Here is a 16,212-nt window from a genome sequence, read left to right as displayed (position 1 = left end):
AACGTCGCGCGGCCGCGACGTCCCAGGCCAATTCAGCCCTGATAGACGATCGGGAACCAGTCCTCGCGCAATTTCTGTCCCGGTTGCATGCCATGGCCATGGTAGGGCGGCGATGTGCGGCCGGGCCGCTCGACATAGTGCGCATCGTCACCGACCCAGCGCAGCGACAGCGCCCGGCGCCGCGCCGCAGTGAGGTTGCCGCGCGCGCCATGCGCGGTCCTGAAGTCGAACAGGATGGCGTCGCCCGGCTCCATCTCCCATTCGAGCACCTTCATCGACGGATCCTTGTCGGGATCCGGCACCGGCAGATAGTCACCCTCGCCGGCATAGAAATTGCCGTCGTCGAGCCAGCGCACCGGGAGTATCATCTTGTCCCATTTGTGCGAGCCGGCGATCAGCCGCAACGTCGCTTCCTTCACCGGGTCGATGGGGATCCAGAAGCTTACCGTCTGCCGGCCATCGACGAAGTAGTAGGGAATGTCCTGATGCCAGGGCGTCGGCTTCTGCGTGCCAGGTTCCTTGACCAGGACGTGGTCGTGGAAGAACTGCGCGGTGCGCGACTGCATCGCCGCCGCCGCCAATCGGGCTGCGGGCGATTCCCGGACCAGCTTGGCGAATTCGGGGATGCGCTCCCAGTTGCAATAATCGTCGAAGAAACTGCCGCGGCCATTGGCGATATCCGATGCCGTGGCGCTGCGGTTCTGCATGTTGCGCTCGATGCCGGCGGCGATCGTGTCGACCCAGCCCTTGAACGCGCCGCGGATGCAGATCGCGCCGTCACGCTGGTAATCGGCAATCGTGTCCCCATCGATCAGTCCGGCATCAATTGTGCGGGTCGCAACTTGGGAAGCCATGGTGTCCTCCTTTCAGGATCGGCCGACTATCGCAACCCCAGCTTATTCAGTAAAATAATAACTTCGCATCCGACGCATAGACCTGGACTATGAGCATCACCCTCACTCAACTGCGCTATCTGGTCACCGTCGCCCGCCAAGGCAGCGTCACCGGCGCGGCCAGGGCGTTGAACATTTCGCAGCCGTCGATCTCGGTGGCGATCGACGCGATCGAAAAGGACTTTGGCCAGAAGCTCTTCGTGCGGCAACGGGGAAGCGGCGTTTCGCTGACCTCCTTCGGCCGCACTGTGGTGGCGAAGGCAAGGCAGGTTCTTGCCGAGACGGACGAACTCATGGGGCTGGGTTCGCGCAAGTCCGCGGTCGCCGGCGAGTTGACGCTCGGATGCTTCGAGGACCTGGCGCCCTATTTCGCGCCGGGTCTCATCCGCGCCTTTTCGGAGCGCTATCCTGCCGTCGAAGTCATCATCGGCGACGAGACGTTCGAAACGCTCGGGCGGCGCCTTGGAGACGCCGCCATTGATCTCGGCCTCACCTACGATCTCGGCCTGCCGTCGCATTTCGCCCGCATCCTTTTGCACGAGTTGCGGCCGCATGCGTTGCTGCCGGCGGGCCATGCGTGGCGGATCGCCCCGAGGTCAGCCTGGCTGATCTCGCCGCCTATCCGCTGATCACCACGGACCAGCCGCATAGCTGGCAGCATATGCTGGATCTGTTCCGCAGCCGAGGCCTCTCGCCGGTGGCGGATAGGGCGACGAGTTCGTTCGAACTCCAGCGCAGCATGGTGGCGAATGGCTTCGGCGTCGCCGTCAGCTACACCCGCCCGCACGGCGACCGCAGCTATGACGGGCTGCCCCTCATCTGCAAGCCGCTGTCGGATCCGCTGCCCATGCAGCGGATCATCCTCACCCACGACACGCACCAGCGCGTGTCGAATGCGGCGCTGGCATTCGTGGAGGTGGCCAAAGACTGGTTCGCCACGCGCGAAATCTTTGCCTCGTGACGAACTGACCGGGCCCGCTTGCCGCTTGACGGTTTCCGCCGCGGCTGCCACTCCATGATCATGGAACCTGTCCAGTCGAAAGCGGCCCAGGGCCGTGTCGCCGATGCGCCGAACGGCAGCTGGGTCTACCGCGTGCTGCCGCGCTCGATATGGCCCTATGCACAGCTTGCCAGGTGGGACAGGCCGATCGGCTGGCAGCTGCTGCTGTGGCCGTGCTGGTGGTCGGCGGCGCTTGCGGCGAGCGCCTATCCGCGCCCCGGCGATCCGCTGCTCTCGCTGTTGCCGGCGCCACTGTATCTCGTGCTGTTCCTCATCGGCGCGATCGCCATGCGCGGCGCCGGTTGCACCTACAACGACCTTGTCGACGAGGACATCGACAACAAGGTCGAGCGCACGCGCTCGCGGCCGCTGCCGGCGGGCAAGGTCACACGCCGGCGGGCGTGGCTGTTTCTCGTCCTGCAGGCGGTGGCCGGGCTGACGGTGCTGCTGCAATTCAACAGCTTCGCCATTCTGCTCGGCATCTGTTCGCTGGTCGTCGTCGCCATCTACCCATTCATGAAGCGCATAACCGACTGGCCGCAACTGGTTCTCGGCCTCGCCTTTTCCTGGGGCGCGCTGATGGGATGGGCGGTCGAGTTCGGCGATCTCGATGGTCCGGCCGTCATGCTCTATATCGGGTCGATCCTGTGGGTCATCGGCTACGACACGATCTACGCGCATCAGGACAAGGAAGACGACGCCATTGTCGGCGTGCGCTCGACGGCGCGCCTGTTCGGCGAAAACACCAAATCGTGGCTGGCGGGGCTCTATGGCGGAACGCTGATCTGCTTCGCGATTGCCTTTGCGTCGGCGCAGGCTCCGGTGGTTGCGCTGGCCGGCCTGATCGCCGCCGGCGCCCACATGGCCCGGCAGATCGCGGTTCTCGACATCGACAATCCGGACCAGTGCCTGCGGCTATTCCGGTCGAACAACCAGGTCGGCTGGCTGATCTTCCTCGGCCTGATCGGCGGCGCACTGTGGGTGGCGTTGAAGCCGCTGGTGTAGTCTTCTTCTCCCCGTTCTACGGGGAGAAGGTGGCGGCAGTGTCGGCGGTTTCGCCAATCGCCAGCGCGATAGGCAGACTATTCCCGCGAAATGATCTCCTGGCCGCCGATGACCAGCCTCAGGCCAAGGTCGCCGGTCCTGCGGCGGGCAAGGAAGCGCGGGCGGCGCGTGGTCGAAACCCGGCCCTTGCGGCGCCCCTGCGGCGGCAGCGTCTTGATGGCGGCGCCGAGCGATTCTTCAAGAGTGCGGGCGACGCCGTCCGATTCGATCAGGAGCATCGGCAGGCGGTAGGCCTCGGCCCAGGCGCGCCAGTCGGCTGCGACATCGTCGAGGTCGTCGGCCACCAGCAGAGGCACCGACAGCATCGGATCGTTGTGCAGAAGTTCCAGGGTCACCGTGACATTGCCGTCCGGGTCCTCCATCGCGCGGGCGGCCACGCCGCGGAACGCGTTGGCGGGCAGAGCGATGATCGCCGGCACGCCGCTCATTTCGAGCAAGCGGCGGATCACGGCGCCGCGATGGTCGATAGTGAAGGTCACGTCGCCATAGTCGTCGCGCGTGGCGTAGGTCACCATTTGCGGCAGGCGGAATGGGTCGAGGCGCATGTTGCGTCCGGCCCAGACTGGCTTCAGTCCGGTGTTCATCGAGTGCCTTCCTGTCTGTCTCCTGAGAGCCGGTGTCCGGTTCTCTCCGGGCCGGTTTTTCCAGCCTCGCTTGTGTGGAAACAGTAGCGCGGGCTCCTTACCGCCCCGCTTAAGAAAGTCGGTTAAATTTTGCTGATCTCAGGGATGGTTATCGGAATGCCACCAGCCACAAGATGCTGAAAGGATCAGATAACCTTACCGGGATTCATGATGCCGGCCGGATCGAAGGCAGCCTTCACCCGGCGCATCAGATCGATCGCCACCGGCGGTGCGGTGGCGATCAGTTCGTCCCGCTTCAACTGGCCGATGCCATGCTCGGCCGAGATCGACCCGTGCAGGCTGCGCACGACGTCGTGCACCGCCTTGTTCATGGTGTGATAGAGATCGAGAAACGCCTCGTCGTCGCCGTCGATGGGCCGCGAAATGTTATAGTGCAAGTTGCCGTCGCCCATATGTCCGAAGCAGACGACGCGCGCGCCGGCACTCACCGACGCCACCGCGCCGGCAGCCTCTTCGATGAAGCGCGGAATAGAAGCGACCGGCACCGAAATGTCGTGCTTGATCGAGGCGCCCTCCGGCTTCTGCGCTTCGGGCAGCACCTCGCGGAAATTCCAGAAGGCGTCGCCTTGGGCGATGCTGGCCGCGATCACGGCATCGCCGACGAATTCCTGCTCGAGCCCAGCCGAGAGCACGTCCTCGATCAACGCCCGCGAATCGTCCGATGAACGGCCCGACGAAATCTGCATCAGCACATACCATGGCCAATCTTGCGCCAGCGGCCGCGTAACGCCCTGGGCATGCGCCAGCGTGAAGTCGTATGGCCTGCGGCCGATCAGTTCGAAGGCGGTGAGTGCGGCCCCGGCGCGGTCCATGGCCAGGCCGAACAGGGAAAGGGCGGCCTCGGGCGAGGACAGGCCGACGAACGCGACATCGCGCCCTTTCGGCTTCGGGAACAATTTGAGCACGGCAGCGGTGATGACGCCGAGCGTTCCCTCGGCGCCGACGAACAGGTCCTTCAGGTCGTAGCCGGTATTGTCCTTCTTCAGCTTGCGCAAATCGTCGAACACTTCGCCGGTGGGCAACACCACTTCTACGCCAAGACAGAGCTCGCGCGCATTGCCATAGGCGAGCACGCCGGTGCCGCCGGCGTTGGACGACAGATTGCCGCCGATCTGGCAAGACCCCTGCGCGGCCAGCGACAGCGGGAACAGCCGGTCGACGCTATCGGCCGCCTCTTGCAGCGTCTGCAGGATGACGCCGGCCTCGACCGTCACCGTATTGGACAGGACATCGATCTCGCGGATGCGGTTCAGCCGTGACAGCGACAGGATGATCTCGCGGCCGGATCCGTCCGGCACCTGGGCGCCGACCAGCCCGGTGTTGCCGCTCTGCGGCACGACCGGGGTTCCGGTTTCGGTCGCCAGCCGCATGATCCGGCTGACCTCGTCGACGCTGCCCGGCCGCAGCACCAGCGATGTCGCGCCATGCCAGAGTCCGCGCCGTTCGATGAGATAAGGCGCGATATCCTGCTCGTCACGCAGCGCATGTTTGTCGCCGACGATCGCCGCGAAACGGTCGATGAGAGCGGGATCGAGTTTCTCTGAAATTTCGGTCATGGCGAAAACTATGTTGCTGGCGGGATGTTGTCACGAGGGGCGGCCGCGCGCGACAGCCGATCGTTGATCGCCTCGCCGAGCCCTTCGAAGGGCACAGGCTCGACGGCGATGGTGCGCGGGCCGCTGCGGTCGAGTTCCTGCATATAGGCGAAAAGATTGCTCGCCGCTTCGCGCAGGTCACCCGCTGCGGAGAGATTGCGGAACGCGGCAGCATGCCGCCAGCCTTGCGCTCGCTGGCTGCCGAAGGCGAGCAAGGCTTCGCCCTCACCGACCGTGCCGGCGTTGAGCCGCATCGCGGCCCCCGGCGCATAATGCGAGGCAAGCATTCCGGGCGCCTCGACGCCGGCGGCCCCTCCGCGCAACAGCTTCATGCCGATCGCCGCTTCGATCTCCTCGGCGGCGATGCCGCCGGGCCTCAGCAGCCGCAAGTTCTCGCCTTCGGCCTTGACGATGGTCGATTCCAGCCCGACCGGCGTTGCGCCGCCGTCGACCACCAGCTTTATGCGCGCACCGAGATCCGCCGCCACCGCTTGCGCCGTCGTGGCGCTGATCTTGCCGGATGAATTGGCGCTCGGAGCGGCAAGCGGGCGGCCAAGCCTGGCGATGAGGTCGCCGCCAAAGCCCTTCGGCATGCGCAAGGCGATCGTATCGAGCCCGGCTGTGACCAGCGGATGGATGCCGTTGCCGGGCCGCTGCGGCAGCACCAGCGTCAGCGGACCGGGCCAGAAGGCAAGCGCCAGCTTCCTCGACAACGGATCGAACAAGGCGATGCGCTCGGCCATCGCCATGTCGGCGACATGGGCGATCAGCGGGTTGAAGCGCGGCCGCCCCTTGGCCTCGAAGATGCGCGCCACGCCAATGCCATTGGTGGCATCGGCGGCCAGCCCGTAGACCGTTTCCGTCGGAATGGCGACGACATCGCCACCCCTAAGCAGCGTCAGCGCCCGCTCCAGAGCTTCGCCGACGGCAAGTATTTCAGCCACTCTCGTCACCTCACAGATGAGGGGTGCGTAGTACGATGGTGGCCGTTGGGCAAGTCAGCTGTTGGGCAAGCCGGCTGCCGAGCAAGTCGGGCGTTGGCGAATTATCAATCCCTAAAATGCTATGTTTTCGCGAAAGCCGGGATCAATTCCGGTCCGTTATCATCGCGCTTCTGGGCAATGGGGAGCCATATCATGTCTTTGCGTATATTGCTGGGGATCGCCCTGGCCGCGGCGGGCGGCACGGCCCAAGCTTCGTCGCTGATCTTTCCCGGCGCGCCGGCCTCGACGCCCTCCGTCCTCCTGCTGCAGGCAGCGGCCGCTGACAAGGCGAGCGATGGGCAATCGGTCGTGGCGCTCGGCGAGCCCGACGTCACCTATGAAAAGGTGGCGGCGATCCCCCACGCGCCCGCAGCCCGGCACGGGTTCGCGCAGAGCCCGATGATCATTCGTGGCGGCGTCGCCGGCGGTGCTTTCTCGACACCGGCCTCTGGCCAGGCACCAGCCGCAGCCGCCGTCCCTGCCACAGCGACGGCTTCCGCAGCCCCTGCGGCGGGCGAACAACAGAAGAAAACCACCCCCGCGGCAGCCGCCCCGGCACCGGTGGCACAAGAGCCCGCTCCCGGGGTCGGCCAGGTCAAGTAATGCCTTGCGTGGATAACAGATCGCCAGCAGCCGGCTGGATTGACGGCGGTCCGGCGCCAGGCGCACCATTGCCGGGCAAGCCCGTTCCGGCATCACTCGCGGCCTGCGCTGCCGCCTGGATTTTCGCCAGCGGCTCGGCAGACGAGATATGGTTTGGATAAGGGGGGTTGACCATGAATACACTGAGAAACGTTGCCATAGCGGGACTTCTTCTGGCGTCGTTGCCGGGAACGGCCAATGCCGATGAGATGCTGGGATCCTATGTGGCGCGTATTTCCGATCGCGATCACCAGGCAAGTGATGGCTATGCGCTGGACGGCGCGGCGCAGATGGTGCGGCAGGACCGCGCCAACTGGCACAAATTCCATCGCCGCGACAGCGATGATGAGGGTGACGGCTGGTTCAGGACCAACGACCAGCGCGCCGATCTGCAGCGCATGCTGGAACGTCCCCGCGCCATGAGCGGCTCGACCAGGCGCGCCATCGTCAATGGCGAACCGCTGATCCAGGTCGACGTCTTCGAAAACAGCGTGCGCGTCAGTATCCTCGAGAACTGACCGTATCCGGCAACGCTGAAAAAAAGGGCGGCGCGTCAGCACCGCCCTCTCTTCCGGCAAAGCCGGATTGAAATCTCAGGCGGCGACGTCCTTGTCGTCGTCTTCGGACTCACCTTCCTCGGACTCGTCGTCCTCGGACTTGTCGTCGTCTTCATCCTCATCGTCACCCGAGAGAGTGGCGGCTTCGGCGTCGTGGGACTCTTCGCCTTCATCGTCGTCTTCATCGCCGTCCTCGTCGTCGTCAGACTGATCGGCGGCTTCGACCACCGCAGCGGCGGCATGGTCGAGGTTGGTTTCGGAAGCGGATTCAAGCGCCTCGGCGGGGGCCGAGGTTTCTTCTTCTGTCACTTCGATTTCGTGATCGGAATTCATGGAAGCCTCCGTGGTTGGGGAAGTGGGGTCGGGGAACATGTCCCTTTTGCCACGGAGAGATCATCGCCATATGACTGTAAGCCGGCTCGAACGGCTCGCCGGAAGATATTTTTCTTGGGCCCCTACGGCCTGTTTTGCCCGAGCATGATCTTGTCCGAAAACCGGTTCCCACTTTCCGGGATCATGCTTTTCAACCAGCGATCTTCGAGAAATCCGCGACCTGACCGGTGGCGGCGCGGATGCGGCCGAGCAGCGCCAGGCGGTTGGCGCGCACCGCCTGGTCCTCATCATTCACGAGAACACGTTCAAAGAATGAATCAACCGGTTCGCGCAATGCGCTAAGCGCCAGCATCGCGGCGGAAAAGTCTTCGTTTTGAATCGCTTCGCCGGCTTGCTTCTCGGCATGATTCACCGCCGCAAACAGCGATTTCTCGGCATCCTCTCGGAACAGCGCCGGCTCGACGGTGTCGGCAACCGCCGTTTTCTTCTTCTCTTCGGCAGCCAGGATGTTGGCCGCACGCTTGGTGCCGGCGAGCAGGTTCTTGCCATCCTCGGTATCGAGGAAGGACCCCAGCGCCTCGACGCGTCGGACGATCCGCAGCAGGTCGTCATTGGACGATTGGCCGATCTCCCCCCTTGTGGGGGAGATGCCCGGCAGGGCAGAGGGGGGCGTCTCGCGCTGAGGGGTCGGCGGGACAGCGCCCCCCTCTGTCGGCTTCGCCGACATCTCCCCCACAAGGGGGGAGATTGGGCGCGAATCCGCCGACAGCACCGCGTCGATCAAGTCGTATCGTGCACCTTGGTCGCGCAGATAGACTTTCAGGCGGTCGTGGAAGAAGGCGAGAAGGTCTCGGTCCTTAGACCTTCCGTCGCCGACAACCGCTTGTGCGGTCGCATAGTCGCCGCCCGACTTGGTTTGCTCTTCAACGTGCCTTCGCTCGATTTGGCCTTCGATGATTTTTCGATGTTCTCCTATGATCGAAAGAAGGCTTACCGGCGTCTCACTATCCAACACCAATCTCACCACACCCAGCGCAGCCCTCCTCAGCGCATAGGGATCCTTCGACCCTGTCGGCTTTTCATCGATGGCCCAGAAGCCGACCAGCGTGTCGAGCTTGTCGGCAAGCGCGACAGCGACCGACACCGGATCGCTCGGCACATAGTCGGACGGGCCTTGCGGCTTGTAATGCTCCTCGATGGCGGCGGCCACTGACGGATGCTCGCCCTGGAGCAGTGCATATTTGCGCCCCATGGCGCCCTGCAATTCCGGGAACTCGCCAACGACTTCGGTGGTGAGATCGGCCTTGGCCAGCACGGCGGCGCGAGCGGCGAGCGCGGCAATCTCCCCCCTTGAGGGGGAGATGTCGCCGAAGGCGACAGAGGGGGTCGGCACGACGGGGCGCGACGCTCCATCTCTAACGGAAGAGGCCGGCGCTTCACGCGAGGCGACCCCCTCTGGCCTGCCCGTCCTCCGCAGCTGCAGCGCAGCTGCTGCGGAGGGTGGACCGGCCATCTCCCCCTCAAGGGGGGAGATCGACTGCGCCACGATCGGCGCCAGCTCTTCGGCCAGCCGCTTGATCCGCTCCACCCGCTCACCTTGCGTGCCGAGCTTGGCGTGGAAGGTCACATTGAGATGGTCGAGACGCGCCATGCGCTGGTCGAGCGGTTTCTTCAGATCGAGCCCGAACTTTTCAGCCGATGGCTTGAGCTCACCAAGGTCAGGCAAATCGCCCTGGTCGGTCGTCCAGAAATACAGCGCGTCGGACAGGCGGGCGCGGACAACCTTGCCGTTGCCGTAGGCGATCTCCTTGCCGCCATCCTTGGCCTCGATGTTGGCTGTGAGGATAAAGCGGTTGGAAAGCTGGCTGATCTCCCCCCTCGAGGGGGAGATGGCCGGCAGGCCAGAGGGGGTCGGTTCGACCGGGCTCGGCGCAGATTGCGCCAGCGCTTCACGCGAGGCGCCCCCCTCTGTCGGCTTCGCCGACAACTCCCCCTCAAGGGGGGAGATCAGGCGCGATGTCACGAAACATTTCTGGTTGGCGCGGATGGTCAGCCGGATCACCTCGGCCGGAATGGCGAGGAAATCCTGCTCGAATTCGCCCATCAACACCACCGGCCATTCCACCAGGCCGGACACTTCCTCCAGCAGCCCCTCGTCCTCGACCAGATCGAATCCGTTGGCGAAGGCCAGGTTTCGCGCATCGGCAAGGATGATCTCCTTGCGCCGGTCGGCGTCGAGCACGACCTTCGCCGCGTCCAGCTTGCTCACATAATCGTCGAAGCGGCGCACGGTGATGGCATCAGGCGCATGGAAGCGATGGCCGTAGGTGATGTTGCTCGACCGAATGCCGTCGATCTCGAAATCGACCACCACCGGCTCCTCGGTCTCCGGCCCGAAGGTGCACAGGATGGATTGCAATGGCCGTACCCAGCGCAGCGAGCCGGGCCTGGCCGAAGCCGGTCCCCAGCGCATCGACTTCGGCCAGGGGAAATTGCGGATGATATCAGGCACCAGCTCGGCGATGATCTCCTCGGCCGCCCTGCCCCGCTTCGAAATATGGGCGACATAGAAGTCGCCCTTCTTGGGGTCTGAATGGACATGCGCCTCGGCGACCGATGAAAGCCCAGCCTTGCGCAGGAAACCCTGGACGGCCTGGTCCGGCGCCGTCGTCGAGGGCCCCTTGATCTCCTCGCTTATATCCTTCGAGCGCGCGGTGAGGCCCCTGATATCAAGGGTCAGGCGCCGCGGCGTCCAGTACTCGCGCGCCGCCTCATAGGTCAGCCCAGCCTCGACCAGACCGTCGGCCAGCATCTTCCTCAGATCGCCCGCCGCCTTGCGCTGCATGCGGGCAGGGATTTCCTCGGAGCGAAGTTCTAGAAGCAGGTCGGGCATGCGTAGCTCCTCACCCTCCCCTCGATGGGGAGGGTCGGCGCGTTAGCGCCGGGGTGGGGTGGCGGCGTCTCGGTCTCAAGCGCCTTCGGCGCCTCGCAGGCCAAGGTGTGATTTTCGTTCTTCCACCGCCGCATAGATCGTATCGAGCACGGAATCCAGTTCGTTTTTGATTTCATGGTTCCAGAAGCGGATGACGCGGTAACCCTGGTTCTCAAACCATTTTGTTCGAAGCTCGTCATGGCGCTGTTGGTCGTCGAAACCATGGTGGGCGCCGTCGACTTCGACAATCAGCTTCAGCCGGTGTGAGATGAAGTCGGGGAAGTAAATACCGATCGACGCCTGTTTGCGGAAATGCGTGCCCTCGACGGGTATGCGCCAGAGATGCCGCCACAATATGCGCTCCTCATCGGTCATTGCCGCACGCAGCCGTTGTGCGGACTGCAACTTGAACCGATCGAGTTTCGGCATGGGAAATCGCGCTATCACCCCCACCCGCCGCTTCGCGGCGACCTCCCCCATCAAGGGGGAGGTAAGAGGCCATAGCAACTCGGTTGGCCGCTGTCACCCTTTCCAGAAATTTTAGCCGTCTTGTCGGGGCGGGACGATCCCGCTCGTCCTTGGGTCAAAGATTTCCATGAACCGAACGCAGCGCTGGAGCGACCCACGCTCAGGCAGAGAACTATTGGCTGAAAACCATGAAAACGGCATCGAGACTTCTGCAGATCCTCGCGCTCAGCGCCTGCTTCACGGCGCAGGCCCACGGCGCCTTCTCGATGCCGGGCGTGCGACAGGCATTGCGTACAATGGCTGGTCCTCTATCGCCGATCAACACTTCCCTCGAATTGATGACGGAGGGTGCCTGAACTCAGGCCGCCAGCCCGCCGGCCCGCGTCAGCAAAAACGCCTCGCCGCAGGCTTTCGCCAAATTGCGCACCCGCAGGATGTAGCTCTGCCGCTCGGTGACCGAGATCACGCCGCGCGCGTCGAGCAGGTTGAAGACATGGCTGGCTTTGATGCACTGGTCATAGGCCGGGAAGACCATGCGGTGCATCGGCGAATTGTCGTTCGACGCCGGCGCGCCGGCATCGAGCAGCGCCTTGCATTCGGCCTCGGCGTCCTCGAAATGGCGCAGCAGCATTGCCGTGTTGGCGTGTTCGAAATTGTGGCGCGAATATTCCTGCTCGGCTTGCAGGAAAACGTCCCCATAGGTGACCTTGTCGGCGCCCTCGCGGCCATTGAAATTGAGGTCGTAGACATTGTCGACGCCCTGCACGTACATGGCCAGGCGCTCAAGCCCGTAGGTCAGCTCGCCCGCCACCGGCGCGCATTCGATGCCGCAGACCTGCTGAAAGTAGGTGAACTGCGAGACTTCCATGCCGTCGCACCAGCATTCCCAGCCAAGCCCCCAGGCGCCCAGCGTCGGGCTTTCCCAATCGTCCTCGACGAAGCGGATGTCGTGCAGCAGCGGATCGACGCCGATCGCCGCCAGCGAGCCGAGATAGAGCTCCTGCAGGTTAGGCGGGTTCGGTTTCAGGATCACCTGGTATTGGTAATAATGCTGCAGCCGGTTCGGGTTCTCGCCATAGCGGCCGTCCTTGGGACGGCGCGAAGGCTGGACATAGGCGGCGTTCCAGCGCTTTGGCCCGAGCGCACGCAAGGTCGTTGCCGGGTGAAACGTGCCGGCGCCGACCTCCATGTCGTAGGGTTGCAGGATGACGCAACCATAGTCGGCCCAGTAATTGTGCAAGGTCAGGATCAGCCCCTGAAACGAGCGGCTGGGATGCATATGGGCGGGAATTTCAATCGTCACGGCAGCCTCCGGCAGGATGCGGCACCTCGTAGATGCCCGGCCGGCAACCGTCAAGGCAAAGGGGTCAGGCCCTTGCAGGGGCAATCGCTTCAGATTTGCGCCGCCCCTCATCGAGGGGCGGCGCTAGCTTCGACAATTCGTTCGTGAATCGATTGCCCGTCAGCCCTTCGGGGCGGGCACCGGTTCGGGCTTGACCTTCGGGCTTTCCTGCGCCGTGTTGGATACGATCGGCGGCAGGCCCTTCATCAGCTTCTGCTGCAAGGCGGCGAGCACGCCGGGATCGGGTTTCAGGTCACGCGCCTGGTTCCACTGAAAGGTTGCCTCCAGCTTGCGGCCGACGCGCCAGTAGGCATCGCCGAGATGGTCGTTCAGAACCGGGTCCTCCGGCTTCAGCGACACGGCGCGCTGCAACTCACGGACCGCGTCGTCGAACCTGCCGAGCCGGAAATAGGCCCAGCCCAGGGAATCGACGATGTAGCCGTCGCTCGGCCTGAGATCGACGGCCTTCTGGATCATCGCCAGGCCTTCCTTGAGGTTCATATTCATGTCGACCCAGGAATAGCCGAGATAGTTCAGCACCTGCGGCTGGTCGGGCTGCAGCTCCAGCGCCTTGCGGAAATTCGGCTCGGCCTTCGGCCATTCCTTGAGGCGCTCATAGGCGATGCCGCGCTGATAGAAGATGTTCCAGTTGGCGGCGGTCGGCGTCTTCAGCGCCTCGACAGCCTTGTCGTAGAGATTGGCAGCCGAGCGGAAATCGTCCTTCGACGAATAGACCCCGCCGAGCGCCAGATAGGCGCGCATATCGTTCGGATGGGCGTCGATGAAGGCCTTCAGATGGGTGATGGCCTCATCGTGGCGGTCGAGATCGGCAAGGTTGAGGCCAAGCTGGAGGTCAGACAGCTGCTTCAGCGGCGAAGAGGCGGGGATGCGCCGGTAGAGCGCAATGGCGCCCTCGCCGTCCTTCAACTGTTCGGAGACGGCGGCGAGTTGCACGAGGGCCGCGTCGCTGTCGGGCTTGAGCGCCAGCGCGTATTGCAGGTAGAGGCGGACGAACGGCTCGCCGCCGCCGCGGTTGAGCGCGGTGGCAAGGTCAAGCAGTATCTCCGACGCGCCATCCGACGGGCCTACAATGAGGGGCTCGATCTTGTCGCCCTTGCTGATTCTGTCGCGCAAGGCGACGATTTCCAGCTTGCCCGGCGAAAACGCCTCGGCCTGATCGAGCACCGATATCGCCTTTGCCTTGTCGCCCTTGCGGGCCAGGAAGGAGGCATAGGCCTGCGCGTTGCGCATCCAGGTCTCGGGGGCCGCACCGCCGGCCGCCGTATCCTGCATCGTCGCGGCGTAGATCGCGTCGGCCTTTTCAGGCATGCCAGAGGCATCGGCGATCAGCGCGCGATGGAAGGACTTGAACAGGCCGAACCAATCGGGTCCCTGAAGCTTGTCGATCGAGGCCATCGCATCGCTAGGCTGGCCAGCGCCTTGCTCGGCCCAGCCGGACATGACCCCGGAGATCAGCCGGTCGAGATCGGATTCCAGCGACAGCTTGAGCCAGTATTGCGCCTTGGTGAAATCCTTCTTGTGGAAGGAATCGACCGCGAGCGCCAGGCGCGAGAAGCGCTCGACATCGGGAACTTCCTTGAGCTTGTCGGCATAGACCAGGGACTCGTCGAAGCGGCCTTGCGCGATCAGCGACAGCATCAGGCTCTGCTGCAGGGCGGTGTCGCCCGGATTGAACGCCAGGGCCTGTTTGTAATAGGCGATGGCGCCGTCGAGATCGTTGTCGCCTTCGGCGATCCGGGCTGCCAGATAGGCGCCCGAGAACGAGGTGATCTTGACCGGTTCGCTGGTTTGCTTGGCATAGGCCGGCAGAGCCGAGATCGCCATGCCTGTCACAATTACCAGCCTTGCCAGCCAGCGTGCACGTCCTTGCTGCATCATATCCCTTTCAGCCGCGCGCCATCTCCGCGTCAGCGGGATCGACGTAGACTCGAACTTTGACTCGATCTTCGGGGCAAAGCATGGCCTTTTTGGGGTCGGGCTTCAATCCGCTTCCAATTCACAATCGGGGCACCCGATTAACAAAACATGGTGGAAGGATCGTTTTCGCCTTCGAGGCTGGACTTGGGCGCTGCGCGGAACCGGGACGTGCAGGAGATATCAGCGCCATGTCAGCGCTTGCCCGGCAAAGCCGACCGCCGTACCCGGATATCGCGATACCCACCAGCCGCGACCGTGCCGCACAGCGCGTTCCATCCGCAGCCTTCGCAGGCCTTGCGCACGAGGCCGGCCGAAAACGCCTCGCGCATCCGCGCCAAGGTTGCCGAATCGAGGTCGAGGCGGTCGCCGATCCGGGTTGGCCGGGCCAGCAGATCCCCCAGGTCTGCCGCTGCCTGCCGGTCCCGCTCGGTCGCGCTTTCGCCCAGGCAGTGCGGTTCCGGATCCTCGAGCAAAGGGGCGCAGACATCGTCGGGCCCGGAAACGAGGAGAATGTCCTCGCCCCGGCCCAGCCGCTTCGCGATCCCGTCATAATTGGCAGTGAAAGCGGGGCTGTATCCCTTGCCCACATAGGTGAGCAGGCAAAGGAGGTGATGGGCGCGCAGCCTGATCGTCATTCGCGGCTGTTCTTACGGCTTGAGATCGGTCGGCTCCGGCCTGTAGCCTGAAAACAGCTTGAGCGTCGCGGCGCCGAGCGCCGATTTGAGCAGGCCGCCGAGCAGAAAAGGCAAGAAGCCGAAGGTGATGGCCTGTTCGGTGCCGATCATGACGGCGAGCCAGATCGTGCCGAGGACCAGGCAGGCAAGATTGCCCAGCAGCATGGCGGCGAAGGCAAGCACCACCCTGTTGCCGTTCCAGCCGCGTTCGGCCAGCCAGCCGACAAGTGCGCCGACGACCGGAAAGGCGAAGAGATAACCGCCTGTCGGACCGACGAAATGCGACAAACCGGCCGCCCCACCGGCCAGGACCGGAAAGCCCACCGCGCCTTCGACCAGCCAGGCGGCGATGGTGACCGCGCCAAGCCGCCAGCCATAGAGCGCACCGATCAATGTCACGGCAAAGGTCTGCATGGTCACCGGGACCGGCACCATCGGCACTTCGATGTAGGACGACAGTGCCAGAAACAGCGTGCCGAGCACGACGGCTCCGACCTGCCAGCCGAGCGCGCGATCCTGGAGCCTGAGCGGGCTGAAAGAGGCCTTGCGGGACGAGAATGCGATGTTTGCCATTGGATTCCTTCGATCGATTTGAATTATAGATAATTTCCGACTTCGATCTATTATCGAATCCACAATTCTCCGGAGTTAGCAAGCCTTCGCTGTGCAAAGGGCGATCCAACGCTCTCTGATTTTGCGCAATTTGGACGGAAAACCGTTCCCGTTTTTCCTGGAGTTGCTCTAGGGGCTGTTGAGAATCATCGAGAATTGATGACGGCAGCGCATGCGTAGATCATCGCGGAGAAGTTGCGATCGGTTTTCTCGCTGCGCATTGCGATGCCTTTGAATTCTTTGAGCTTCGCGAAGAAGTTCTCGATGAGATGGCGCCATTTGTAGATTTCGGCGTCGATGCTGATGGGATTTTTTCGCTGCGGACGTTGGGAGATGATGATCTTGGTTCCGCGTTGGTTCATCTCATCGATGATCCAATTTGAATCGAAGGCCTTGTCGGCAAGGATGGTATCGAAACCGACGCCATCAATCAGCGGCGCAACACCGACTGTGTCATATCGGTTGCCTGGCAACAGATGAAAGCGCACGAGATTGCCAAGAGCGTCGGTCAGAGCGAGGATTTTAGTTGTCCAG

15 protein-coding genes and 1 pseudogene are annotated in these 16,212 nt (G+C 63.6%); 4 read left to right on the top strand and 12 right to left on the bottom strand.

What is annotated here, in order from left to right:
- Positions 1 to 32: 32 nt before the first annotated feature.
- Entirely contained in the window at positions 33 to 854 is an 822-nt protein-coding gene (locus NKJ26_RS02245) for a phytanoyl-CoA dioxygenase family protein (protein WP_352693336.1), read from the bottom strand.
- Between the two features lie 89 nt (positions 855 to 943).
- Here NKJ26_RS02245 and NKJ26_RS02240 point away from each other — a divergent pair.
- Positions 944 to 1,854, top strand: a pseudogene (locus tag NKJ26_RS02240) (LysR family transcriptional regulator).
- Positions 1,855 to 1,914: 60 nt separating this feature from the next.
- Positions 1,915 to 2,898, top strand: coding sequence for a 4-hydroxybenzoate octaprenyltransferase (ubiA, locus tag NKJ26_RS02235; RefSeq protein ID WP_352693830.1), 984 nt, complete (start codon positions 1,915 to 1,917; stop codon positions 2,896 to 2,898).
- Between the two features lie 77 nt (positions 2,899 to 2,975).
- Here the strand turns inward: ubiA and NKJ26_RS02230 are convergent, their stop codons facing one another.
- The 3 genes from NKJ26_RS02230 to NKJ26_RS02220 all read right to left on the bottom strand — a co-directional run bounded on the left by NKJ26_RS02230 (position 2,976) and on the right by NKJ26_RS02220 (position 6,141).
- Entirely contained in the window at positions 2,976 to 3,542 is a 567-nt protein-coding gene (locus tag NKJ26_RS02230; RefSeq protein WP_352693334.1) for a DUF6101 family protein, read from the bottom strand.
- A gap of 185 nt (positions 3,543 to 3,727) precedes the next feature.
- Entirely contained in the window at positions 3,728 to 5,158 is a 1,431-nt protein-coding gene (locus NKJ26_RS02225; protein ID WP_352693332.1) for an FAD-binding oxidoreductase, read from the bottom strand.
- An 8-nt stretch (positions 5,159 to 5,166) separates the two neighbouring features.
- Positions 5,167 to 6,141 (bottom strand): L-threonylcarbamoyladenylate synthase, encoded by a 975-nt coding sequence (locus NKJ26_RS02220; protein ID WP_352693331.1) that lies wholly within the window; start codon positions 6,139 to 6,141, stop codon positions 5,167 to 5,169.
- A gap of 192 nt (positions 6,142 to 6,333) precedes the next feature.
- Between NKJ26_RS02220 and NKJ26_RS02215 the strand changes: the two genes are divergently transcribed.
- Positions 6,334 to 6,783: a hypothetical protein gene (locus NKJ26_RS02215; RefSeq protein WP_352693330.1), complete on the top strand. Its 450-nt coding sequence runs from the start codon at positions 6,334 to 6,336 to the stop codon at positions 6,781 to 6,783.
- A 173-nt stretch (positions 6,784 to 6,956) separates the two neighbouring features.
- Complete coding sequence (locus NKJ26_RS02210) at positions 6,957 to 7,340, top strand: hypothetical protein (protein ID WP_352598735.1); 384 nt, start codon at positions 6,957 to 6,959, stop codon at positions 7,338 to 7,340.
- 75 nt (positions 7,341 to 7,415) lie between these two features.
- Here NKJ26_RS02210 and NKJ26_RS02205 read toward each other — a convergent pair whose 3' ends face one another.
- The 8 genes from NKJ26_RS02205 to NKJ26_RS02170 all read right to left on the bottom strand — a co-directional run.
- A complete protein-coding gene (locus tag NKJ26_RS02205; RefSeq protein ID WP_352693328.1) occupies positions 7,416 to 7,712 on the bottom strand; it encodes an ATPase in 297 nt (98 codons plus the stop codon).
- 190 nt (positions 7,713 to 7,902) lie between these two features.
- The gene (locus NKJ26_RS02200; RefSeq protein WP_352693327.1) at positions 7,903 to 10,605 is read right to left on the bottom strand and encodes a glycine--tRNA ligase subunit beta; all 2,703 of its coding nucleotides are present in this window, start codon (positions 10,603 to 10,605) and stop codon (positions 7,903 to 7,905) included.
- Between the two features lie 75 nt (positions 10,606 to 10,680).
- Positions 10,681 to 11,073 carry an endonuclease domain-containing protein gene (locus NKJ26_RS02195; protein ID WP_352693326.1) on the bottom strand — a complete coding sequence of 131 codons (393 nt, stop codon included), beginning with the start codon at positions 11,071 to 11,073 and terminating at the stop codon, positions 10,681 to 10,683.
- A 397-nt stretch (positions 11,074 to 11,470) separates the two neighbouring features.
- Complete coding sequence (locus tag NKJ26_RS02190) at positions 11,471 to 12,391, bottom strand: glycine--tRNA ligase subunit alpha (RefSeq protein WP_196807013.1); 921 nt, start codon at positions 12,389 to 12,391, stop codon at positions 11,471 to 11,473.
- A 183-nt stretch (positions 12,392 to 12,574) separates the two neighbouring features.
- Complete coding sequence (locus NKJ26_RS02185) at positions 12,575 to 14,350, bottom strand: tetratricopeptide repeat protein (RefSeq protein ID WP_352693324.1); 1,776 nt, start codon at positions 14,348 to 14,350, stop codon at positions 12,575 to 12,577.
- A 233-nt stretch (positions 14,351 to 14,583) separates the two neighbouring features.
- The gene (locus NKJ26_RS02180) at positions 14,584 to 15,027 is read right to left on the bottom strand and encodes a DUF1284 domain-containing protein (RefSeq protein WP_352693322.1); all 444 of its coding nucleotides are present in this window, start codon (positions 15,025 to 15,027) and stop codon (positions 14,584 to 14,586) included.
- A 12-nt stretch (positions 15,028 to 15,039) separates the two neighbouring features.
- Entirely contained in the window at positions 15,040 to 15,639 is a 600-nt protein-coding gene (locus NKJ26_RS02175) for a biotin transporter BioY (protein WP_352693320.1), read from the bottom strand.
- A 185-nt stretch (positions 15,640 to 15,824) separates the two neighbouring features.
- Positions 15,825 to 16,212: transposase (locus NKJ26_RS02170; protein WP_352693319.1), on the bottom strand; the 388-nt coding region annotated here is incomplete at its 5' end.

It is taken from the genome of Mesorhizobium sp. M0152 (genome assembly GCF_040322415.1).
Classification (GTDB): domain Bacteria; phylum Pseudomonadota; class Alphaproteobacteria; order Rhizobiales; family Rhizobiaceae; genus Mesorhizobium.
This window is presented reverse-complemented; position numbering and strand designations above follow the sequence as displayed.